Source organism: Mesorhizobium sp. P160187 (assembly GCF_057766425.1).
The window spans coordinates 533,215-553,809 of sequence record NZ_JBYMDX010000005.1 but is presented as its reverse complement, the minus strand read 5'-3'; the positions used below and the strand labels follow the sequence as shown (position 1 = coordinate 553,809).

Annotated in this window: 25 protein-coding genes; 6 read left to right on the top strand and 19 right to left on the bottom strand. The window is 63.3% G+C overall.

What is annotated here, in order from left to right:
* The 9 genes from ispH to coxB all read right to left on the bottom strand — a co-directional run bounded on the left by ispH (nucleotide 1) and on the right by coxB (nucleotide 7,802).
* Complete coding sequence (gene ispH / locus AC3CCE_RS27375) at nucleotides 1-1,011, bottom strand: 4-hydroxy-3-methylbut-2-enyl diphosphate reductase (RefSeq protein WP_352512894.1); 1,011 nt, start codon at nucleotides 1,009-1,011, stop codon at nucleotides 1-3.
* A gap of 162 nt (nucleotides 1,012-1,173) precedes the next feature.
* Nucleotides 1,174-1,929: an SURF1 family protein gene (locus tag AC3CCE_RS27370; protein WP_352512895.1), complete on the bottom strand. Its 756-nt coding sequence runs from the start codon at nucleotides 1,927-1,929 to the stop codon at nucleotides 1,174-1,176.
* Nucleotides 1,926-2,312 (bottom strand): DUF983 domain-containing protein, encoded by a 387-nt coding sequence (locus AC3CCE_RS27365; protein WP_023668414.1) that lies wholly within the window; start codon nucleotides 2,310-2,312, stop codon nucleotides 1,926-1,928. The genes AC3CCE_RS27370 and AC3CCE_RS27365 overlap by 4 nt, the downstream gene beginning before the upstream one ends.
* A 229-nt stretch (nucleotides 2,313-2,541) precedes the next feature.
* On the bottom strand, nucleotides 2,542-3,423 hold the full coding sequence (locus AC3CCE_RS27360) for a cytochrome c oxidase subunit 3 (RefSeq protein ID WP_023668416.1): 882 nt from the start codon (nucleotides 3,421-3,423) through the stop codon (nucleotides 2,542-2,544).
* Between the two features lies 1 nt (nucleotide 3,424).
* A complete protein-coding gene (locus AC3CCE_RS27355) occupies nucleotides 3,425-4,051 on the bottom strand; it encodes a cytochrome c oxidase assembly protein (protein WP_352512896.1) in 627 nt (208 codons plus the stop codon).
* Between the two features lie 8 nt (nucleotides 4,052-4,059).
* Entirely contained in the window at nucleotides 4,060-4,215 is a 156-nt protein-coding gene (locus AC3CCE_RS27350; RefSeq protein WP_023668418.1) for a hypothetical protein, read from the bottom strand.
* Nucleotides 4,212-5,156 carry a heme o synthase gene (locus tag AC3CCE_RS27345; protein WP_352512897.1) on the bottom strand — a complete coding sequence of 315 codons (945 nt, stop codon included), beginning with the start codon at nucleotides 5,154-5,156 and terminating at the stop codon, nucleotides 4,212-4,214. The genes AC3CCE_RS27350 and AC3CCE_RS27345 overlap by 4 nt, the downstream gene beginning before the upstream one ends.
* A gap of 70 nt (nucleotides 5,157-5,226) precedes the next feature.
* On the bottom strand, nucleotides 5,227-6,879 hold the full coding sequence (ctaD, locus tag AC3CCE_RS27340) for a cytochrome c oxidase subunit I (RefSeq protein ID WP_023668420.1): 1,653 nt from the start codon (nucleotides 6,877-6,879) through the stop codon (nucleotides 5,227-5,229).
* Between the two features lie 38 nt (nucleotides 6,880-6,917).
* On the bottom strand, nucleotides 6,918-7,802 hold the full coding sequence (gene coxB, locus AC3CCE_RS27335; RefSeq protein WP_352512898.1) for a cytochrome c oxidase subunit II: 885 nt from the start codon (nucleotides 7,800-7,802) through the stop codon (nucleotides 6,918-6,920).
* A gap of 374 nt (nucleotides 7,803-8,176) precedes the next feature.
* On the opposite strand from coxB, the gene AC3CCE_RS27330 reads away from it, so the two are divergent.
* From AC3CCE_RS27330 to AC3CCE_RS27310, 5 genes are all read left to right on the top strand, one after another.
* Nucleotides 8,177-8,761 (top strand): invasion associated locus B family protein, encoded by a 585-nt coding sequence (locus AC3CCE_RS27330; protein WP_023668422.1) that lies wholly within the window; start codon nucleotides 8,177-8,179, stop codon nucleotides 8,759-8,761.
* Nucleotides 8,745-8,960 (top strand): YbjN domain-containing protein, encoded by a 216-nt coding sequence (locus AC3CCE_RS27325; protein WP_352512899.1) that lies wholly within the window; start codon nucleotides 8,745-8,747, stop codon nucleotides 8,958-8,960. Before AC3CCE_RS27330 ends, AC3CCE_RS27325 begins: the two co-directional genes overlap by 17 nt.
* 208 nt (nucleotides 8,961-9,168) lie before the next feature.
* Complete coding sequence (gene tldD / locus AC3CCE_RS27320) at nucleotides 9,169-10,581, top strand: metalloprotease TldD (protein WP_352512900.1); 1,413 nt, start codon at nucleotides 9,169-9,171, stop codon at nucleotides 10,579-10,581.
* 77 nt (nucleotides 10,582-10,658) lie between these two features.
* Entirely contained in the window at nucleotides 10,659-10,934 is a 276-nt protein-coding gene (locus AC3CCE_RS27315; RefSeq protein WP_081732289.1) for an AbrB/MazE/SpoVT family DNA-binding domain-containing protein, read from the top strand.
* Entirely contained in the window at nucleotides 10,921-11,307 is a 387-nt protein-coding gene (locus tag AC3CCE_RS27310; RefSeq protein ID WP_352626086.1) for a type II toxin-antitoxin system VapC family toxin, read from the top strand. The genes AC3CCE_RS27315 and AC3CCE_RS27310 overlap by 14 nt, the downstream gene beginning before the upstream one ends.
* Nucleotides 11,308-11,373: 66 nt before the next feature.
* On the opposite strand, the gene AC3CCE_RS27305 is transcribed toward AC3CCE_RS27310, so the two are convergent.
* Together AC3CCE_RS27305 and AC3CCE_RS27300 are read right to left on the bottom strand one after the other, a co-directional pair.
* Nucleotides 11,374-12,609, bottom strand: a complete 1,236-nt coding sequence (locus AC3CCE_RS27305; protein ID WP_352626071.1) for a class I SAM-dependent RNA methyltransferase — start codon at nucleotides 12,607-12,609, stop codon at nucleotides 11,374-11,376.
* Entirely contained in the window at nucleotides 12,606-13,400 is a 795-nt protein-coding gene (locus tag AC3CCE_RS27300; RefSeq protein WP_352512905.1) for a TlyA family RNA methyltransferase, read from the bottom strand. Before AC3CCE_RS27300 ends, AC3CCE_RS27305 begins: the two co-directional genes overlap by 4 nt.
* A gap of 146 nt (nucleotides 13,401-13,546) precedes the next feature.
* On the opposite strand from AC3CCE_RS27300, the gene AC3CCE_RS27295 reads away from it, so the two are divergent.
* The gene (locus AC3CCE_RS27295; RefSeq protein ID WP_023687142.1) at nucleotides 13,547-13,948 is read left to right on the top strand and encodes a GFA family protein; all 402 of its coding nucleotides are present in this window, start codon (nucleotides 13,547-13,549) and stop codon (nucleotides 13,946-13,948) included.
* Here the strand turns inward: AC3CCE_RS27295 and AC3CCE_RS27290 are convergent.
* The 8 genes from AC3CCE_RS27290 to AC3CCE_RS27255 all read right to left on the bottom strand — a co-directional run bounded on the left by AC3CCE_RS27290 (nucleotide 13,945) and on the right by AC3CCE_RS27255 (nucleotide 20,561).
* Nucleotides 13,945-14,229 carry a hypothetical protein gene (locus AC3CCE_RS27290; protein WP_352626070.1) on the bottom strand — a complete coding sequence of 95 codons (285 nt, stop codon included), beginning with the start codon at nucleotides 14,227-14,229 and terminating at the stop codon, nucleotides 13,945-13,947. The two genes, AC3CCE_RS27295 and AC3CCE_RS27290, sit on opposite strands and share 4 nt — an antisense overlap.
* A gap of 141 nt (nucleotides 14,230-14,370) precedes the next feature.
* Complete coding sequence (gene dxs / locus AC3CCE_RS27285) at nucleotides 14,371-16,284, bottom strand: 1-deoxy-D-xylulose-5-phosphate synthase (RefSeq protein WP_023732098.1); 1,914 nt, start codon at nucleotides 16,282-16,284, stop codon at nucleotides 14,371-14,373.
* 101 nt (nucleotides 16,285-16,385) lie between these two features.
* On the bottom strand, nucleotides 16,386-17,306 hold the full coding sequence (locus tag AC3CCE_RS27280) for a pirin family protein (RefSeq protein WP_023687141.1): 921 nt from the start codon (nucleotides 17,304-17,306) through the stop codon (nucleotides 16,386-16,388).
* A 10-nt stretch (nucleotides 17,307-17,316) separates the two neighbouring features.
* A complete protein-coding gene (locus AC3CCE_RS27275; protein WP_023668432.1) occupies nucleotides 17,317-17,583 on the bottom strand; it encodes a DUF2277 domain-containing protein in 267 nt (88 codons plus the stop codon).
* A gap of 38 nt (nucleotides 17,584-17,621) precedes the next feature.
* Nucleotides 17,622-17,873, bottom strand: a complete 252-nt coding sequence (locus AC3CCE_RS27270; RefSeq protein WP_023668433.1) for an exodeoxyribonuclease VII small subunit — start codon at nucleotides 17,871-17,873, stop codon at nucleotides 17,622-17,624.
* 3 nt (nucleotides 17,874-17,876) lie between these two features.
* Nucleotides 17,877-18,803 carry a histone deacetylase family protein gene (locus AC3CCE_RS27265; RefSeq protein WP_023685412.1) on the bottom strand — a complete coding sequence of 309 codons (927 nt, stop codon included), beginning with the start codon at nucleotides 18,801-18,803 and terminating at the stop codon, nucleotides 17,877-17,879.
* Between the two features lie 71 nt (nucleotides 18,804-18,874).
* The gene (locus AC3CCE_RS27260) at nucleotides 18,875-19,858 is read right to left on the bottom strand and encodes a hypothetical protein (protein WP_023708732.1); all 984 of its coding nucleotides are present in this window, start codon (nucleotides 19,856-19,858) and stop codon (nucleotides 18,875-18,877) included.
* 94 nt (nucleotides 19,859-19,952) lie between these two features.
* The gene (locus tag AC3CCE_RS27255; protein ID WP_023708733.1) at nucleotides 19,953-20,561 is read right to left on the bottom strand and encodes a TetR/AcrR family transcriptional regulator; all 609 of its coding nucleotides are present in this window, start codon (nucleotides 20,559-20,561) and stop codon (nucleotides 19,953-19,955) included.
* Nucleotides 20,562-20,595: the final 34 nt, after the last annotated feature.

The following is a 20,595-nucleotide window of genomic DNA, read 5'->3' as shown; positions in this document are numbered from 1 at the left end:
TCACGCGGCTCCGTTGACGAAGGCCATGTCGGCCCGCGTCAGTTCGACATCGCGCAGAACCCGCATGACTGGAAAATCCTCCGTTTCGGTGGCGGTGATCGCCAGGTCGATGGTCACCTCGAAGCGCTGGCGGAAGGCATCGATGATCTCGTCGACGATGATCTCCGGCGCCGACGCGCCGGCAGACAGGCCGAGCGTCGAGATGTTTGTGACGTCATTCCACGGAATTTCGGCAGCGCGCTGTACGAGAAGCGACATGGTGGCGCCGGCGCGCTCCGCCACTTCCACAAGACGGCGCGAATTGGAGGAATTGGGCGCACCGACGATCAGGTAGAGATCGGCGCCGGCGGCGGTTTCCTTGACCGCTTCCTGGCGGTTGGTGGTGGCGTAGCAGATCGATTCGGCGGCCGGTGCATGCAGCTGCGGGAAGCGCTCCTGCAGCACCCGCAATATGCCGGCAGTGTCTTCGACCGACAACGTTGTCTGGCTGACGAAGCCGAGGGCTTCCGGGTCGGCGGGGACAAAGGTCGCAGCGTCGGCTTCGGTCTCGATCAGCGTGACGGCGCCTTCCGTCAACTGGCCCATGGTGCCGATCACTTCGGGATGGCCAGCATGGCCGATCAAAAGCACATGGCGGCCGAGCCGCTGATGGCGCATCGCCTGCTTGTGCACCTTGGAGACCAGCGGGCAGGTGGCGTCGAGATAGAAGAGCTCGCGTGCCTTGGCGTCGGCCGGCACCGATTTCGGCACGCCGTGGGCCGAGAAGACAACCGGCGACTTGCGGTGCTCGGCCGGGATTTCCGAGAGTTCCTCGATGAAAACCGCGCCAAGGCTTTGCAGGCCCTCGACGACATAGCGGTTGTGCACGATCTCGTGGCGGACATAGACCGGCGCGCCGTATTTCTTCAACGCCAGCACGACGATCTGGATCGCGCGGTCGACACCGGCGCAAAAGCCGCGCGGCTGGCAGAGCCGGATCGTCAGCGGTGGTTTTGTGGCGGTCTGCAGCATGATTCCAGATCGGTTGATCGTATCGTGACGCGAAATGAGGTGTGCACCCCTGCCCTGTCAAGGGCAGTTGGATCAGGTTGAATGGTCAACCTGATCTAACTCTTTGTTGGAGCATGATCTTGTCGGAAAACCGGGTCCCACTTTTCGGGATCATGCTCTGGATCATTCAGTCTTTGCCGGACGGCGCAGCCTGATGATCAGAACCGCGGCAAGAGCCGCCGCCAGGCCATACCAGGTGAAGGCATATTGCAGATGAGAATTCGGCAGGTCGATGATGGTGACGCCGCCGACCGGCAGCCCGCCCGGGTTCGGCGTCTTGTCGGCGTCGATGAAGATCGGCACCAGCACGGCGCCGGCCGGGAGGCCGGCACTCGCCGCCATCACGTCACGATCCTTCCAGTAGAAGATGTTCTTGGCCGCGTCATTGTCGGGCAGCATCATCGACGGCTTGGCCGGCAGCGGGTTGCGCGCCAGGCCGGAGACCGTGACCTTGCCGGTCACCTGCCCTTGCGGGCGCTTGGCGGCATCCTTGAGATCATAGGGAACGAAGCCGCGGTTGATCAGGATATAGCGGCCATCGTCGAGGGCCAGCGGGGTATAGACGTTGAAGCCGGCGTCGCCGTCCCAGGTGGCGTAGAAATGCCGCTCGCCGGAGTGCAGGAACGTCCCGCTGACAGTGACCGGCGTGTAGTCGACATCACCGGTGGCGGCGAATTCCTTCTCGACGTCTGCCAGCGGCCGCGGCGCTGAATGGGTGCGCTGGTCGATGGTCTGCAGAAGGGCTTCCTTCCAGTACAGGCGCTGCACCTGCCATGTGCCAAGCCCGAGCAGGATGACGAACACCACCAGGCCGAGGCCGAGCAGCAATGCCGTCTTCGGCCGCGAGCGGTCGGCGGGCTTGGTCAGCGCCTCGTTCATTGCCCCTGGTCCAGGCGGCCTTCGGCCGCCTTGTTGGCGTATTGAAGCGTCAGCAGCACACCCTTGATCAGCCTCAGCGCCGTCAGGCACAGCGCCACGGCCAGCGGTATCCAGATGATGAAATGCAGCCACAGCGGCGGGCTCAGCGTCACCTCCACCCACAGCGCCAGCCCGACGACGATGAAGCCGATGATCAGGATGACGAACACCGCCGGGCCGTCGCCGGCATCGGCGTAGGAATAGTCGAGGCCGCAATTGTTGCAGCGCTTGCCGACGGTGAGGAAGCCGGAAAACAGCCGTCCTTCGCCGCAGCGCGGGCAGCGTCCGTGCAGGCCGGCCGAGATCGGCTCGATGGGTGGCCAGATCGCCCTATCTTCACTCATGGATAGTCATGCTTTACGGCTCGATTTCGATCAGCGTTCCATCCGGCACCTAGTCCAGATTTGGTCCATGTCGCAGTCGGTAACCCCAATGCAGCCATCGGTCCAGTCGACCAATTGAAGCAGCCAGCCCGACCAGCCGAATCCGTTGGCCATTGATCGGCGCCGAAAAGACGAAAGGCGACCGCGTTGCCGCGACCGCCCTTCTGATTTGTCGGTTCGGTGAAAGCCGTCAGTGGCCTTCGATCACCGCCCCGACCGATCCCCAGACGTAGATCGATGCGAACAGGAACAGCCAGACCACGTCGACGAAGTGCCAGTACCAGGCAGCCGCCTCGAAGCCGAAATGCTGCTTGGGCGTGAAGTCGCCTTTCCAGGCGCGGATCAGGCAGACCAGGAGGAAGATGGTGCCGATGATGACGTGGAAGCCATGGAAGCCGGTCGCCATGAAGAAGGTGGCGCCGTAGATGGAATCCTTGAAGCCGAACGGAGCGTGCATGTACTCGTAGGCCTGCACCATGGTGAACAGCATGCCGAGGCCGACGGTCAGCACCAGGCCGTTGATCAGGCCCTTGCGGTCGCCATGGATGAGCGAATGGTGCGCCCATGTCACCGTGGTGCCCGACAGAAGCAGGATGATGGTGTTGTAGAGCGGCAGATGGAAGGGATCGAGGACTTCGAGACCCTTCGGCGGCCAGACGCCGCCAGTGAAAGCGGTGCGGGCGTAATTCTGCACTTCGCTCGGAAACAGGCTGGCATCGAAATAGGCCCAGAACCAGGCAACGAAGAACATCACTTCCGAAGCGATGAACATGATCATGCCGTAGCGCAGATGCAGCGACACGACGCGCGTGTGGTGGCCCTCATGCGCTTCCTTGATGGTGTCCGACCACCAGGCAAACATCGTGTAGAGGACGATGACCAGGCCGATGAAGAACAGCCATGGATTGGCGATGTTGTGGCCGAAAATCGGAAAATCGCCGTTCTTGAGATACTGCATCAGGGCGACGCCGCCGACTGCAGTCACCAGCGCGCCGATCGACCCCAGGAAGGGCCACGGGCTCGGGTTGACGAGATGGTAGTCGTGTTGTGGTTTTGCGTGCGCGTCTGCCATATCAACCCCCGAGATTTGCTTCGGTATCTGAAACTTTGCTGCTGCTGTTCGGCGTCGATGACGCCACCGGCTTGTTCTTTTGGACCGGGAACATGGTGTAGGACAGGGTGATCGTCTTCAAGTCCTTCAGTTCCGGCACGTTGACGATACCGGGATCCACATAGAACACGACCGGCATGTCCAGCGTCTCGCCGGGCTTCAGCGTCGTGTCGGTGAAGCAGAAACACTCGACCTTGTTGAAGTAGGGGCCCGCCAGTTCCGGCTGCACGTTGAAGGTGGCGCGGCCGGTAACGGCGCGGTCGAACTTATTGGTGGCGCTGTAATGCGCCTGCGTGGTCTCGCCGATCTTGATGGTGACCGAACGGGCGACCGGCTGAAACTGCCACGGAATGCCGTTGGTGTTGGCGTCGAAGCGCACGGTGATGTCACGGTCGAGGATGCGGCCGGCATATTGCTTTTCGGCGCGCTGCGTGGTGCCGCCATAGCCGGTGGCCTGGCAGAACATCTTGTAGAGCGGCACCGCGGCGTAGGCCATGCCGATCATGCCGCCGAAGAAGGCGACGCAGACGGCGGCGACGACGCGGTTGGTGTTCTTCTTCCTGGGATCGGTCACGGTCTGGCGGGTCATCATCGGCCTCATCCGGTATGGCCGAATTTCACGATGGTCGCGACGTAGAAGATGACGACCAGAATCGCCAGCGCGACGCCGATCGCCGCCGAACGGTTGCGCCGCGCCTTCTTCTGGCTTTCGGTCAGCGTGACCAGTTCAAGCTTCTTGTCGATCATGGTCATGCTCCACCGATGGCCAAAGCGCGACCGACGACACAGTCGGCAAGATAGATGGCGAAGATGGCGAAGAGGTAGAGCAGCGAATAGGCGAACAGAGCCTTGGCCGGCTTCATGACGCGGTCGCTATCGGTCATGCACAGCACTTTCCAGGCATACCAGACGAAGCCGGCGCCGAGAGCCACTGATGCGACGCCATAGAAGGCGGTAGTGAAACCGAGCACCCAGGGCAGCACACCGATCGGCGCCAGGATCAGGGCGTAGGCAAAGATCTGGCGGCGGGTCGAGGCCTGGCCGGCAACGTTCGGCATCATCGGGATGCCGGCCTTGGCGTAGTCGTCGGACTTGAACAGCGCCAGCGCCCAGAAGTGCGGCGGCGTCCACAGGAAGATGATCAGGAACAGGACGAGGCTTTCCAGGCTCACCGTTCCGGTCACCGCGGCCCAGCCGATGACCGGCGGGATGGCGCCGGCGGCACCGCCGATGACGATGTTCTGCGGCGTCGAGCGCTTCAGCCACATCGTGTAGACGACGGCGTAGAAGAAGATGGTGAAGGCAAGCAGCGCCGCCGACAGCCAGTTGACCAGTACGCCCAGCGTCATCACCGATAGCACCGAAAGCACAAGGCCGAAGCTCAGGGCTTCGCCGGGCAGGATGCGGCCGGAGGGTACCGGGCGGCAGGCGGTCCGGCTCATTACTGCGTCGATGTCGGCGTCGTACCACATGTTGAGCGCACCAGAGGCGCCGGCGCCGATGGCGATGGCCAGGATGGCGATCACCGCCAGCAGCGGGTTGATGGTCACGGGCGCAGCGACCATGCCGACAAAGGCCGTGAACACCACCAGCGACATGACGCGCGGCTTCAGCAGGGCGAAGAAATCGCCCGACGTGGCTTCCGACATGCGAAAGCCCGCTTCGTCAATCATTGGGTCGTCGACAAGGGCCATGCGTACATAAGTCCAATCATTCCGTTGGCCGAAACCGCCGGCGGGCCGGCGGTTTCGTATTCGGGCTGCCTTACTTGATCTTCGGCAGCTGTTCCCACTGGTGGAAGGGCGGCGGCGAAGGCAGCTGCCATTCGAGCGTCGTTGCACCCTCGCCCCACGGATTGGCGCCGGCGACGCGCTTCTTCTGGAAGGCCTCGAACACGCCATAGAGGAAGATCACCACGCCGACGGCCGATATATAGGAGCCGTAGGACGACACCATGTTCCAGCCGGCGAACGCGTCGGGATAGTCGATGGTGCGGCGCGGCATGCCGGCCAGGCCGAGGAAATGCTGCGGGAAGAAGATCAAATTGACGCCGACGAAGGTGACCCAGAAGTGGGTGTTGGCGATCACCGGCGAGTACATGTAGCCGGTCATCTTGGGGAACCAGTAGTACCAGCCGGCGAAGATGGCGAAGACCGCACCCAGCGACAGCACATAGTGGAAGTGGGCAATGACGAAATAGGTGTCATGCAGCGAGCGGTCGAGGCCGGCGTTGGCGAGCTGGACGCCGGTGACGCCGCCGACCGTGAACAGGAAGATGAAGCCCAGCGCCCACAGCATCGGCGTCTTGAACGAGATCGAGCCGCCCCACATCGTCGCGATCCAGGAGAAGATCTTCACGCCTGTCGGCACGGCGATGACCATGGTGGCAAAGACGAAGTAGCGCTGCGTGTCGAGCGACAGGCCGGTCGTGTACATGTGGTGCGCCCAGACGATGAAGCCGACGGCGCCGATCGCGACCATGGCGTAGGCCATGCCGAGATAGCCGAACACCGGCTTCTTCGAGAAGGTCGAGACGATGTGGCTGATGATGCCGAAGCCCGGCAGGATCAGGATGTACACTTCGGGGTGACCGAAGAACCAGAACAGATGCTGGAACAGGATCGGATCGCCGCCGCCATCCGGGGCGAAGAAGGTGGTGCCGAAATTGCGGTCGGTAAGCAGCATGGTGATGCCACCGGCCAGAACCGGAAGCGACAAGAGCAGCAGGAAGGCGGTGATCAGAACCGACCAGGCAAATAGCGGCATCTTGTGCAGCGTCATGCCCGGCGCGCGCATGTTGAAAATGGTGGTGATGAAGTTGATGGCGCCGAGGATCGAGGACGCGCCGGCAATGTGGATCGACAGGATCGCCAGATCCATGGCCGGCCCGGGCTGGCCGGAGGTCGACAGCGGCGGATAGAGAGTCCAGCCGCCGCCAACGCCATAGGCGCCGGGCGCGCTCGGCATGAAAGCCGAAGCGATGAGCAGCAGGAAGGCCGGCGGCAGCAGCCAGAACGAGATGTTGTTCATGCGCGGGAAGGCCATGTCAGGCGCGCCGATCATGATCGGCACCATCCAGTTGGCGAAGCCGCCGATCAGCGCCGGCATGACCATGAAGAAGATCATGATCAGCGCGTGCGCGGTGCCGAAGGCGTTGTACATGCTCTTGCCGCCGTCGATGGCGGCATCGCCGTTCATGCCATAGACCATCTGCGCCAGACCGGTGAAGATCTGGATGCCCGGCTCCTGCAGCTCCATGCGGATGACGACCGAAAGCGCGCCGCCGACGATGCCCGCGAAAATCGCGAAGATCAGGTAGAGCGTGCCGATGTCCTTGTGGTTGGTGGAGTACACCCACCGGACCCAGCCATGATAGGGCTTGTGGTCGTGGTCGTCGTGAGCTGCAGCTTCTGCCATGGTCGGCTCCGTTCCCTAATTCTTGCTAACCCGCGGCATCAATTGCCGGCGGCCGCTACCTTGTTGGTACCGTCGACCTCGGCCATCAGCGCCTTGTTGGCGCCGGGGAGGTCGGTCTTGGCTGCTGCCAGCCAGGTCTTGTACTGCGCATCGGACACGACGCGGACGGCGATCGGCATGAAGGCATGGTCCTTGCCGCAGAGCTGCGAGCACTGGCCGTAATAGATGCCTTCCTTTTCCGCCTTGAACCACGTCTCGTTGGTGCGGCCGGGAACCGCGTCCATCTTGATGCCGAAGGCCGGAACGGCAAAGGAATGGATCACGTCGGCTGCGGTAACCAGGACGCGCGTCATGGTGTTGACCGGCACGACCAGCTCGTTGTCGACCGCCAGCAGGCGCGGATAGACCTTGCGGTCTTCCTTGCCGATCGCGGCGCGGTCGGCATCCTGCAGGATGGCCGAGTTGAAGGAGAGCGTGTTCTCGGTCTGGTACTCATAGTCCCAGTTCCACTGATTGCCCGTCACCTTGACGGTCAGCTTGGCCTCTTCCGGCGGCGTGTACTGCGCCGTCAGCAGCTGGAACGAGGGAATGGCGATGAACAGCAGGACGACGACCGGCCCGACTGTCCAGATGATCTCGATCAGCGTGTTGTGGCTGGTCTTGGACGGAACCGGGTTTTTGCTGGCGCGGAACCTGAAGATGCACCAGGCGAGAAGCGCCAGAACCAAAGCGGTGATCGGGACGACGAACCACATCGTGTAATTCCCGAACCACTCGATCTGCCGCATCATGTCTGTCGCCGGCGGCTGAAAAGTCATCTCCCACGGCTGCGGCTGGGCCGCATGGGCGGAGGCACCGGCGAAAAATGCGGCGGCGGCGGCTGCCGTTGCCATCAATTTGGCGCTTGCTGGGAATTTTCTCATCGCCCTCTTCATCTCCCGGTTCCTCGCGATCGCGACGCAAGAATATCGAACAATGCCGGGATGGGAATCCCGGACAGTCCCAAGGGTGGTTCAAACCATACTCTATTTCCCTCCGCAAGAAAGGAGCGGGCGAAACCGTGCGGCATTTTTGCGCGCAAGTGCTGCCGCGCTGTTTCGACGGCCTCGTGCCCGCGCGGGTCGTCGACAGACAGGCTATGCGGGCTTGTGTCCGGAATGCGCCTGACGGTCGCAATTCGGGCGAATTTGCTAGGGAAAAGCGCATTATTGCGCCTGCCGGGGCTGACCGGCGGTCGCCCTATCCTTTACTTGGCCTTGGCGCGGCTTAAAGTGCCGTGATTCGCAATGGAGCCGTCATGACCTCTTGGCTTTCGAGAAACGCCTGGCATTCGAAGAGCGCCTGGCATTCGAAAAGCGCTTGGCTTTCGAGAAGCGGGGCGAAGGTCGTTTTTCTCGCCGCCCTGATCGGTATCGGCTCGTCCGCAACCGGCGTCGCCAATGCAGCGCAGCCCAGCGGCACGGTCAAGTCGACGCATGGCGCGTGGTCGATCATCTGCGACACGCCGGCCGGCGCCACCTCGGAACAATGCGTGATGATGCAGAACGTCGTTGCCGAGGATCGCCCGGAAATGGGACTGTCCGTCGTCGTCCTGCGCACCGCCGACAACAAGGCCGAGATCCTGCGCGTGCTGGCCCCGCTCGGCGTTTTGCTGCCCAATGGCCTGGGCCTCAATGTCGACGGCAAGGATATCGGCCGCGCCTATTTCGTGCGCTGCTTCCAGGATGGCTGCTATGCCGAGGTCATTCTCGAAAAGCCGCTGCTCGATACGCTGAAGACCGGGACGTCGGCCACCTTCATCGTCTTCCAGACGCCGGAAGAAGGCATCGGCATCCCTGTCGACCTCAAGGGCTTCGCCGACGGTTTTGCCGCCCTGCCCTGAGCTTGAACCCTTCACGGCCGACCAGGCCAATGAATGGAACAAGAAATACCGCTGGGTGAAGGCCTTTTCGGGTGACGGGTCGAACTTCAAGATGGATGTCATGTTCAGGGGCGGGGTTACCCGCTCCTACCTCGAAGAGCAGTTCTCGAACTGGGATTCCATGACCAGCGACATCAAAGCGTTCGTGGACGAGAAGTAGGGCCCTAAAGCGCGTCGCGCTGAAACGGATTCGTACGACGCGCTTTAGGTCTTTTTGATGCATGTCGTTGTCCCAGAACCGCGGCACACTTCTGGGCGACATGCATTAGCGCTCGACTGTCCGGCTGCGGATCGTCATTGCGGATTGTGCAGGCGCGTCTTCGCGCCTACATCGTGGCAACACCATTCCTCTTGTGAGCGGACCTGCCATGAACAGCCTGACCGGCCAATTCGACATTTCAGACGATCGCATCAAGCGGATCGTCGCCGACACACTGAACGGCGCCGATGATGGCGAACTGTTCCTCGAATACAGCGAGAGCGAAGCGCTGATGTTCGACAATGGCAGGCTGAAGACCGCCAATTTCAACACCGACCAGGGTTTTGGCCTGCGCGCCGTGGCCGGCGAGGCCAGCGGCTACGCCCATTCCAGCGATCTTTCCGAGGCGTCGCTGCTGCGCGCCGCAGACGCGGTCTCGACCGTCAAGGGCGGCTATTCCGGCACGCTTGCCGCGGCGCCCGCGCGCACCAACCGCCATCTCTATGGCGAGGAGAACCCGATCCCCTCGCCTTCCTTCGAGGTCAAGGCCAAGCTGTTGCAGGAAATCGACGCATGGCTGCGCGCCGAGGACCCGCGCGTGCGCCAGGTGACGGCCTCGCTCGCGGCGTCCTGGCAGCATGTCGAGATCGTGCGCGCCGACGGCCAGATGGTGCGCGACATCCGCCCGTTGGTCCGCATCAACGTTTCCGTCGTCGTCGGCGACGGCGACCGCCAGGAAAGCGGCTCCTATGGCATGGGCGGGCGCAAGGCATTCGGCGAGTTCCTGGTCGAGGACGCCTGGAAGCATGCTGCCAGGGAGGCGCTCAGGCAGGCGCTGGTCAATCTCGAAGCCATTCCCGCGCCGGCCGGAACGTTCGACATCGTTTTGTCCAGCGGCTGGCCGGGCGTGATGCTGCACGAAGCCGTCGGCCACGGGCTGGAGGGCGACTTCAACCGCAAGAAGACCTCCGCCTTTGCCGGCCTGCTCGGCCAGCAGGTCGCCGCCAAGGGCGTTACCGTGGTCGATGACGGCACCATGCCGGAGCGGCGAGGTTCGCTGACTGTCGACGATGAAGGCACGCCTTCGGCCCGCAATGTGCTGATCGAGGACGGCAAGCTTGTCGGCTACATGCAGGACCGCCAGAACGCCCGGCTGATGGGCATGAAAGCCACCGGAAACGGTCGGCGCGAAGGCTATGCGCACCAGCCGATGCCGCGCATGACCAACACCTATATGACGGCAGGCGACATGGAGCCGGACGAGATCATCGCCTCGGTCAAGAACGGCATCTATGCCGTATCCTTCGGCGGCGGCCAGGTCGACATCACCTCGGGCAAGTTCGTGTTCGGCTGCACCGAGGCCTACATGATCGAAAATGGCAAGGTGACGCAGCCGATCAAGGGCGCCATGCTGATCGGCAACGGACCGGACGCCATGCACCGTGTGTCGATGATCGGCAACGACATGAAGCTCGACACCGGCATCGGCATGTGCGGCAAGGCCGGACAAGGCGTGCCGGTCGGCGTCGGCCAGCCGCATCTCAGGATGAACCAGATGACGGTCGGCGGCACCAGGGTTTGAGGATACGAATCCGGTCGGCTTGAATACCTTCCGCGATAGGGCTATCTTACGTTCGTCTTACGCAAAGGTCCTTCGCGATGGCTGCGACCGAAAAACTTATAACGACCGTCTCGACCAAGGGACAGGTAATCCTGCCCAGCGCTATCCGCAAACGGAGGGACTGGGGCGCGGGCACGCGCCTGCAGGTCGAAGACACACCGGACGGTGTACTTTTGAGACCGGCGCCTGCCTTTGCCCCGACACGACCAGAAGATGTCTTTGGTGTCCTGCCGCACAGTGGCAGACCGAAGACCTTGGAGGAGATGGACGCGGCCGTCCTTGCTGAAGCACGGCGGCGCCATGCTCGCGATTGATACCAACGTTGTCGTCAGGTATCTGACGAACGACGATCCCGAGCAGTCCCCGCGAGCCCGGCGGCTGATCGACGGTCAGCCCGTTTTCGTCGCCGTCACGGTGATCCTGGAGGCTGAGTGGGTGCTGCGCAGCGGCTATGGTTATGATCAGGCCTCGATCGTCAATGCACTGCGGGTGTTCGGCGGGCTTCCCACTGTCGAGATAGAGGATGCTGCGATGGTCTCTTCCGCGGTCGATCTAGCCGAGACGGGAATGGATTTCGCCGATGCGCTCCATCTGGGCAAGTCCTCGCACTGCTCAGCATTTGTGTCCTTCGACCGTAAGTTCATCAAGGCCGCAGCGGCCGGGTACGAAAGCGTTCGCGAAGGCTAGTTTGCCAGCCGGCTACGTCTTGCGGGGGGCGGCAAACTCAAGCACGGCCTTGTGAAAATCGGCGGATTAACGTCGCCGTTTCGGCTTCTCCAGCAGCGCCACGGCCTCGACATGCGGCGACCACAGGAACTGGTCGATGGGCGTGACGCTCTTCAAGATGTAGCCGCCGTCAATCAGGATGCGCAGGTCTCGTGCCAGCGTCACCGGATTGCAGGAGACGGCGGCGACGAACGGCACATCCGAGCGGGCGATCTGCTTCGACTGGTCCTCGGCGCCGGCGCGCGGCGGGTCGAAGACGACGCCATCGAAAGCATTCAGCTCCTTGAACGTCAGCGGCCGCCGGAACAGGTCGCGGCGTTCGCCGGTTACCCGCTTCAGGCCGGTGGCGAAGCGCGATCCGCGGTCGAGCGCCGAAAGGGCTGCCGCGTCGCCTTCGACCGCGTGGACTTCGGATTTGGCCGCCAGCCGAAGCGCAAAGCTGCCGCAGCCGGCGAAAAGATCCGCGACTTTCCTGGCACGCTTCAGATGTCCGCCAACGAGATCGGCCATCGTCTGTTCGGCGGCTTGCGTTGCCTGCAGGAAGGCGCCAGGCGGTATAGCGACAGCGACTGTGCCGAACATGACCACCGGCTTTTTCGGCTCGATGACAATCTCGTCGTCGATCGAAAGCCGGGCAAAGCCATTGGCCATGATGAAGTTGGAGGCGACCCGGCGCTGGTTCTCGCCCAGCTTGCCCGACTCATAGACAGCGACGTCAAGCCCCGAGCCCGTCACAGTGACCGCCATCCGGAACGATTTGGTGGTGGCGCAAACCAGGTCGGCGACCGACCTCAAACGATCGAGCGCGGCAACGATCTCCGGCAGCGAGATCGGACATTCCTCGATGGGGATGATTTCCGGCGACAGATGGCGATGGAAGCCAAGCAGCATGCCTGTGTTGGCGCGCCTGGCGGCAAGCACGACGCGGCGGCGTGTGTGTGGCGCACACGGCACCAGGGCGCCGATGTCGCCGGCAATGCCTTTCAAGGCGTGCACGACCTTGTCGCGTTTCCATTGCTGGTAAGCGTCGGCTTGCAGATGCTGGACGGCGCAGCCGCCACATTCGGTGAAATGCCGGCAGGCCGGATCGATACGCAGCGGCGACGTCTCCAATACCGCCATCAGCATGGCGCGATCCCTCTCGCGCGCGGCGGTGACGGTCTCGCCGGGCAGGGTGAAGGGAATGAACAGCTCGCCGGTTTCCGTCTCGGCGACGCCGTCGCCCTGCGAACCCAGTCTCTTGATGGTGAAGCCCGTGCTCATCGGTCCTTGGTCCCGGCATCCTTGATCCCGGCATCCTTGATCCCGGCAAGCAGGAATTCGCGGTTGCCGTCGCCGCCTTCGATCGGCGACATGTGCAGACCCAATGTACGCCAGCCAGGGACGCCTTCGAGCCATTCCTGCAGCAAGCCGGCCACACGGGCGGCGTCATAAGGGTCTTTCAACAGACCGCCCTTGCCGATCGCCTCGCGGCCGGCCTCGAATTGCGGCTTGACCAGAAACACCGCACGAGCGCCGTCCCGTGCCAATGCCAACGCCGGTGGCATCGCCAGTTTCAACGAGATGAAGCTGACGTCGGAGACGATGAAATCCGGGATGCGGCCGCCGAGATCGGCAGCCGTGAGCTCGCGAGCGTTGAGGCCCTCGATAACCGTCACGCGCGGGTCGCCCGCAATGTCGGGATGCATCTGGCCGTGGCCGACATCGATGGCCGTGACATGGGCCGCGCCGCGTTCGAGCAGCACCTGGGTGAAGCCGCCCGTCGAGGCGCCGATATCGAGGGCTTCACTGCCCGCGGGATCGAGACCGAAATGGTCGAGCCCGGCAATCAGCTTCAGCGCCGCGCGTGAGACATAACCCTGCGCCGGGTCGTCGATGACGATGAGACAGTGCGGCAGAACCGTCTGGCCGGGCTTGCGGGCGACCACGCCGTCGACGGTCACGGTGCCGCGCTCGACCGCGTCGCGTGCGCGCGAGCGGCTCGCAAACAGGCCGCGCTGGACGAGCAATTCGTCGAGCCGCTGGCGTGTGCTGGCTGGCAGAGGGGAGTTCATCGGCCTTCATGGCGAAAGCCGGCCGCGAAGGCAAGGACATTGGCATGGGAGGACGTCGAGACCCGGGCCGCAAGCCAGTCCGCCCGGTTGAATATCGCAGCCAGTCCGGCAAGATGTAGAGGCTCAGGCAATGCGGAGGAAGACGAATGCTGACGGGAACCTGCCATTGCGGCGCCGCCCACTGGACCCTGGAAGGCGATCCCGGCCCGATCACGGCCTGCAATTGCACGCTTTGCCGCCGCTATGGCACGCTCTGGGCCTATGACTTTGTCGACGAGCGTATCCGGCTTGCGGGGCCTGTGCAGTCCTACACCCGCGCCGGCAAGGAGACGCCGTCGCTGGAAATCCTGTTCTGCCCAACATGTGCCTGTGTGCTTGCCTGGCGCGGTTTGCGCCGCAGCGACAGCGGCCGCACGCGTATCGCCGTCAATGTCAGGCTGGCACCGCCGGAGGCGGTCGCCGACCTGCCGATCGACCATTTCGACGGGCTGGACACTTATGACGACCTGCCGCGCGATGGGCGCTGCGTGCGCGATATGTGGTTTTAGAAGATCGTCCGTGAGACCTGCCGTTCAACGGCCGGCATCAGGCCGTCGCTTCCGTCATCTGAAGCCTGCTTGCGCGGGCGCTCGACAGCAACGACTGGTGCGTCCGGCAGGACGACAAGCTGCGGCACCTGCTTGTAGGAAAAAGCGCCCCTGATATCGCCCATCTTGCGGGCGACGATGCCTGCCACCGCCTGTTCGAGCTTGCGGTCATAGCGCGTCTCGGCCATGGCCGGCGCGGCGATGACGGCCAAAAGGGCCGCGCCGCACAGAAGCGTTCGCATTGTTTTTAACTCCCTGCCTGGCTCTCGTTCTAGCAGGGGGGCGTTGAAAAACGGCCAAAAGACACGGTAAGCAAAACGCCAAAAGGAAGCCTTAACATAGGGTTGCAGCCGGCAACGGCTTCAGCTGCGTGAGGTTTTGATTCAGGCGCGTTGCGCGCGCGCGGAATGGCCGAGCGCGACGAACACGGTGCGCACGATGCCGGCCGCGTCGAGCCCGGCATCGGCATACATTTTTTCCGGCTTGGCGTGGTCGGTGAACTCGTCTGGCAGCACCAGCGGCCGAACTTTCAGACCGCTTTCCAGCAAGCCTTCATGGGCGAGGAACTGCAGCACGTGGCTGGCGAAACCGCCGACAGCGCCCTCTTCCACCGTCACCAGCACTTCGTGCGAGCGGGCGAGACGGCGGATCAAATCCTCGTCGAGCGGCTTGGCGAAACGGGCATCCGCAACCGTTGTCGACAATCCGGCCGCGCCGAGTTCCTCGGCCGCCAGCAGGCAATCCTGCAGCCGCGTGCCAAAGGACAGAAGCGCCACCTTGGTGCCTTCCCTGACGATGCGGCCCTTGCCGATTTCGAGCACCGAGCCGCGCTCCGGCATGTCGACGCCGACGCCATTGCCGCGCGGATAGCGGAAGGCGATCGGGCCTTCGTCATAATAGGCGGCGGTGCGCACCATGTGGCGAAGCTCCGCCTCGTCGGCGGCCGCCATCACCACGAAGCCCGGCAGCGTCGCCAGGAAGGTGGTGTCGAAGGCGCCGCAATGAGTGGCGCCGTCGGCGCCGACGAAACCGGCGCGGTCGATCGGGAAACGCACCGGCAGTTTCTGGATCGCCACGTCGTGGACGACCTGATCGTAGGCGCGCTGCAGGAAGGTCGAATAGATGGCGGCGAAGGGCTTGTAGCCCTCGCTGGCGAGGCCGGCGGCGAAGGTCACGGCATGTTGCTCGGCAATGCCGACATCGAAGGTCCGGGTCGGAAACGCCTCGCCGAACAAATCGAGGCCGGTGCCGTTCGGCATGGCCGCGGTGACGGCGACGATACGGTCGTCCAGGCGGGCTTCCTGGACCAGGCTCTCGGCGAACACCTTGGTGTAGGCCGGCGCATTGGCCGGGGCCTTGGTCTGCGCGCCGGTGATGACGTCGAACTTGTTGACGCCGTGATATTTGTCGGCCGCGGCCTCAGCCGGCGCGTAGCCCTTGCCCTTCTGCGTCACGACATGGATCAGCACCGGGCCGTCGGCATGGTCGCGGACGTTCTTCAGCACCGGGATCAGATGCTCGAGATTGTGGCCGTCGATCGGGCCGATATGGTAGAAGCCAAGCTCCTCGAACAGCGTGCCGCCGGTGACGTAGCCGCGCGCATGCTCGACCGCCCGCTTGATGGCGCGGTCGGCGCGCTTGCCGAGATAGGAGGTCAGCTTCTTGCCGAAATCGCGCAGGCCAAGATAGGTCTTGCCCGACGCGAGCCGCGCCAGATAGGCGCTCATGGCGCCGGTCGGCGGCGCGATAGACATGTCGTTGTCGTTGAGGATGACGATCAGCCGGGCATCAAGCGCGCCGGCATTGTTCATGGCTTCATAGGCCATGCCGGCGGACATGGCGCCGTCGCCGATGACGGCAATGACATTGTTGTGGCCGCCCGAGAGGTCGCGCGCCATGGCCATGCCGAGGCCGGCGGAAATGGAGGTCGAAGAGTGCGCGGCGCCGAACGGGTCGTATTCGCTCTCGGCGCGACGGGTGAAGCCGGACAGGCCGCCTTCTTGCCTGAGCGTTCGGATGCGGTCGCGGCGGCCGGTCAGGATCTTGTGTGGATAGGCCTGGTGGCCGACATCCCAGATCACGCGGTCTTCCGGCGTGTTGAAGACATAGTGCAGCGCCACCGTCAGTTCGACGACACCGAGGCCGGCGCCGAGATGCCCGCCCGTATGCGAGACGGCATCGATCAGCTCGGCGCGCAGCTCCGAGGCCAGCTGCGGCAGCTCGCTTTCGTCAAGCTTCTTCAGGTCGGCTGGAATGCGGACCTTGTCGAGAAGCGGCGTATGCAGCGTTGCGTTCACTGTTAAAGGGCCTGCTCAGCTATAATGCGCGTCGATCATGGCGAAATATGCCTGCGTCGCCGGAATGTAAATGCGTGTCAGTGACGCGGGTGATGCTGACGTTAATTGTCCGGTAACGGAATGAACTCTTCCTCATCTCCAGGAACGATATCGAAGCGGCCCGTCTTCCATTCCTGCTTGGCCTGTTCGATGCGTTCCTTCGACGACGAGACGAAGTTCCACCAGATGTGGCGCGGAGAGCCGAGCGAAGCGCCCCCGAAGAGCATGAAATGGGCGCCGCGCTCGGACGACACGACGATCTCGTCACCAGGCCGGAACACCAGCAGCCGTTCGGCCGGAAAACGGTCGCCCGAAACCGAGACATCGCCGTCCAGCGTGTAGATGGCGCGTTCCTCGGCGTCGGCGGGAATTTTGACGCTGGCGCCGGGCGCCAGCCTCAGATCGGCGTAGAGCGTCTCGGTGTCGGCTCTTACCGGCGAGCGCAGTCCCTGGAAATCGCCGATCACCACGCGGCCGGAAACACCTTCGGCGTCGATCTCGGGCAGAAGGAGCGCGGCCGTGTTCTCGAACACCGGCGCCACTTCCTCCTTGCCGTCGGGCAAAGCCAGCCATGTCTGCAGGCCGGAGACCGACATCGGCGCGCCGCGCAGTTCTTCGGGCGTGCGCTCGGAATGGACAATGCCGCGGCCGGCGGTCATCAAATTCACGTCGCCGGGCTGGATGACCATCTCGGTGCCGAGCGAATCGCGGTGCCTGATATTGCCGTCGAACAGATAGGTGACGGTGGAAAGCCCGATATGCGGGTGCGGGCGCACATCCATCGCCTGGCCGGCGCGCAAGATCGCCGGCCCCATGCGGTCGAAGAAGATGAAGGGACCGACCAGCCGCCGCTTTGCCGTCGGCAGAGCGCGACGAACCTGGAAGCCGCCAATGTCCTTGGCGTTTGGAATGACCATGAGCTCGATCTGGTCGCTGGCGAAGGCATCGCCAGGCTCAGGGTCCTTGCCGGGGAAGAAACTCATCTGGATGTCCTCAGGCGAAGCGGAGCGCCGATTTGGCTTTTGCCTTGGCCGCCACCTCTTCACGATTGCGCGGATGATGCGTGGTTTCCAGCGAATGCAGCAATTCATGCGCCGATTCGGCGATCGCCTCGACGGCACGGTCGAAGGCTGCCTGGTTGCGCTGCGAGGGGCGCGTCGTTCCGCTCAGTTTGCGCACGAATTGAAGGGCGGCGTCGCGGATCTCGTCATGGGTCGCCGGCGGCTCGAAATTGAACAGGGTCTTGATGTTTCTGCACATGCTTGAACTCCTATCTGCTTTATGCCCGCCCCATTCCACTACTCCGCGTCGAGCGGCTCCGTTCCCACCGGTTTGCCATCACGCGACAGCCTGATCTTCTCGACCTTGTCTTCGGCCGCCTTCAGCAGCCGGTCGCAATGGGCCTTCAGCGCCTCGCCGCGCTCATAGATCTTGATCGATTGGTCGAGCGGCACGTCGCCGCGTTCCAGATCATCGACGATCTTTTCCAGCGCGTCGAGTGCCTGCTCGAAGCTCATCGCCTTCACGTCTTCATTTGCTTCGCCAGCCATACTTTACCCCTTCATCAGCCGCCCGACATGGGCGGCGACCGAAAATGCCAGTCCCTGCAGATCGTAGCCGCCCTCAAGCAGGCTGACGAGCCGGTTGCCGCTGTGGCGCCCGGCGCGTTCCAGCAACTGGCCTGTCGCCCAGTCGAAATCGTCCTCGCTGAGGTTGATCTCGGCCAGCGGGTCGCGATGGTGAGCGTCGAAGCCTGCGGAAATGATGATCAGATCGGGCGCGAAATTGTCGAGTGCCGGAAGGACGCGCGACAGCAAGGCATCGCGAAACATGTCCGAGCCGGTCTGCGGCGCCAGCGGCGCGTTGACGATGTTGCCGGCGCCGGTTTCGTTTTTAGCCCCGGTGCCGGGATAGAGCGGCATCTGGTGCGTCGAACAATAGAGCACCGAGGGATCGTCCCAGAAAATGTCCTGCGTGCCATTGCCGTGATGCACGTCCCAGTCGACGATGGCGACACGCTCGGCGCCGTGTTTCTTCTGCGCGTAGCGGGCCGCGATCGCCGCGGTGTTGAACAGGCAAAAGCCCATGGCCGTGGTCTTTTCGGCATGATGGCCGGGCGGACGCGCGGCGACGAAGGCATTGGCAACGCTGCCCTCGAAAACATCGTCGACGGCAGCGTTGGCCGCACCGATGGCAGTGACCACCGCCTGCCAGCTTTTCGGGCTGGCGCTCGTGTCGGCGTCGATCGAGGCAATGCCGCTTTCAGGGATCGCGGCGCGGACGCGGGCGACGAAATCCTCGGGGTGGGCGTAGAGGATTGTGGCCTCGTCGCCTTGCGGCGCCGTTACCCGATCGAGTGCGGTGAAGGCCTCGTCGTCGAGCACGCGCTCGATAGCGCGCAAGCGGTCCGGCCGCTCCGGATGACCGGGGGGCGTCAGATGTTCGAGGAAGATCGGATGGGTGTAGAGCCTGGTGACCATGACCCGATATAGGCGCGCCCGGCCGCTTTGACCATGGTTTGACGCCGCACCGCCCCGACGTTCAACAGGGATTACACCCCGGGCGCCGGCTGCGTCCAGCGCGAGCCGCCGAAGGAGGCCAGCGCCTTATCCCTGAGTTCCCTGAACTTGGACGACCCCTCGGCCAGCCGCTGGTCCCATTCGGCGTTCGGCACCTGGCCTTCGATGGTCTTGAAATAGACCTGCATCAGGCAGGCTATGGCGAAGGGTTCGATGAAGGCCGCCTTGAAGGCCCAGGCAAGGAGGATGGCGAGCACGAAGGCCCAGCCGCCGAGCTGCCCCGGAATGAACCACATGATGGCGGCGGCCGGCGCCAGCATCAAAAGGAAGATGACGAAGGACACACCCCACATGATGACCGCCAGCCAGATGGCGTTCTTGACCATGGTCTTGCCGTTCTGGGCGTAGAGCACGACGCCTTGCCGGGCTGTCTCGAAGGGCGATGATGAATTGATGCGGATGTTGTAGCCGAGGATGATCTCGTCGACATAGGTCAGCGACAGGCGGATGACCGTATTGATGAAAGCGATCAGGCCGCCGAGACCCGGAATGGGCAGGAAGGCGGCGATGCCGCCGATCAGGCCGGTGATGGCGCGGATGGCGCCCTTGACCAGCTGGTCGACCACGAAAAGGATGTTGGCCTCGGCGAAACGCTCCTTCACCACGTCCTTGGCGTAGGCGATCTGGTCCTGCCCATTGGGAACGTCCCGGCCATCGATCAAATGGACCATGACGGCGATATGGCCGGCCTTGACGACGTAGAGGATGTATTCGCGGATCCAGTAGAGCGCGATCGAAACGATGCCGATGCCGACGATGCCGCCCCACAGTGCAAAGGAAAGCGGCCCGTCGGGATCGGTGGAGATATGGCCGACGCCATAGCCGACGGAGGCGCCGCTGCCGGTCGCCACGATATAGGCGAGCGTAATGCCGAAATAGACGATCATGCGAAAGACGATGAATGGCCATGTCCTGATCATGATGGACACCGACCTGCCGATTTCGAAATCCCACATGCGCCCGAATCTCCCCTCAGAGATGGACGGCGAGGATGAACCCGGGCCGGGAATTGTCAATCTCGGCAAATGCCGGGTCTGGGCCGACCAGATTTCAGGCCGGCTGCGAACCCTGTTTTTTGAGAAGCCCTTCAAGCAGTTGCTGGAAGGCTGCCACCACGGTCTTCGACGTCGCTTCGGGGTCGTTCGAATTGGCGATGCGCTGCGCCGCCTGGCTGCTGGCGCCGTTGATCAGCCGGGCGGCGGTTTCGGGGTCGACGCCGGGGACGACCACCCCCTCCTGCTGCAGAGCCGTCAGATGATCGGTCATCGAGCCGACGCAGGCATTGGCGTTCGGCCATTGCGCCGGATCGCCGAGCACAGCCGGACCGTCGCGAAACATGATGCGCTGGATTTCCGGCTCCAGCGCCATCTCGATATAGGTCGTGCATTCGTCGACGAAACGCTGCCAGCGGCTTGGCGCCCGCGACGCAATCTCATGGATGCGGACGGCCATCTCGCCATCGATTTCGGCGATGACGGCCTGCAGCAGGCCCTTCTTGTCGCCGAAATGATGATAGAGCGCACCGCGCGTCAGCCCGGCCGAGGCGGTGAAGTCGTCCATCGACGCGTCGGCATAGCCGATCGTGCCGAAAGCGTGGCGGGCCGCCGTGATCAGCTTGGCGCGCGTTTCGGCAATCATCTCCTTGCGGGGTCTGTGCATGGTTCTGGCCTTATTCACATACGCTTCGTATGCC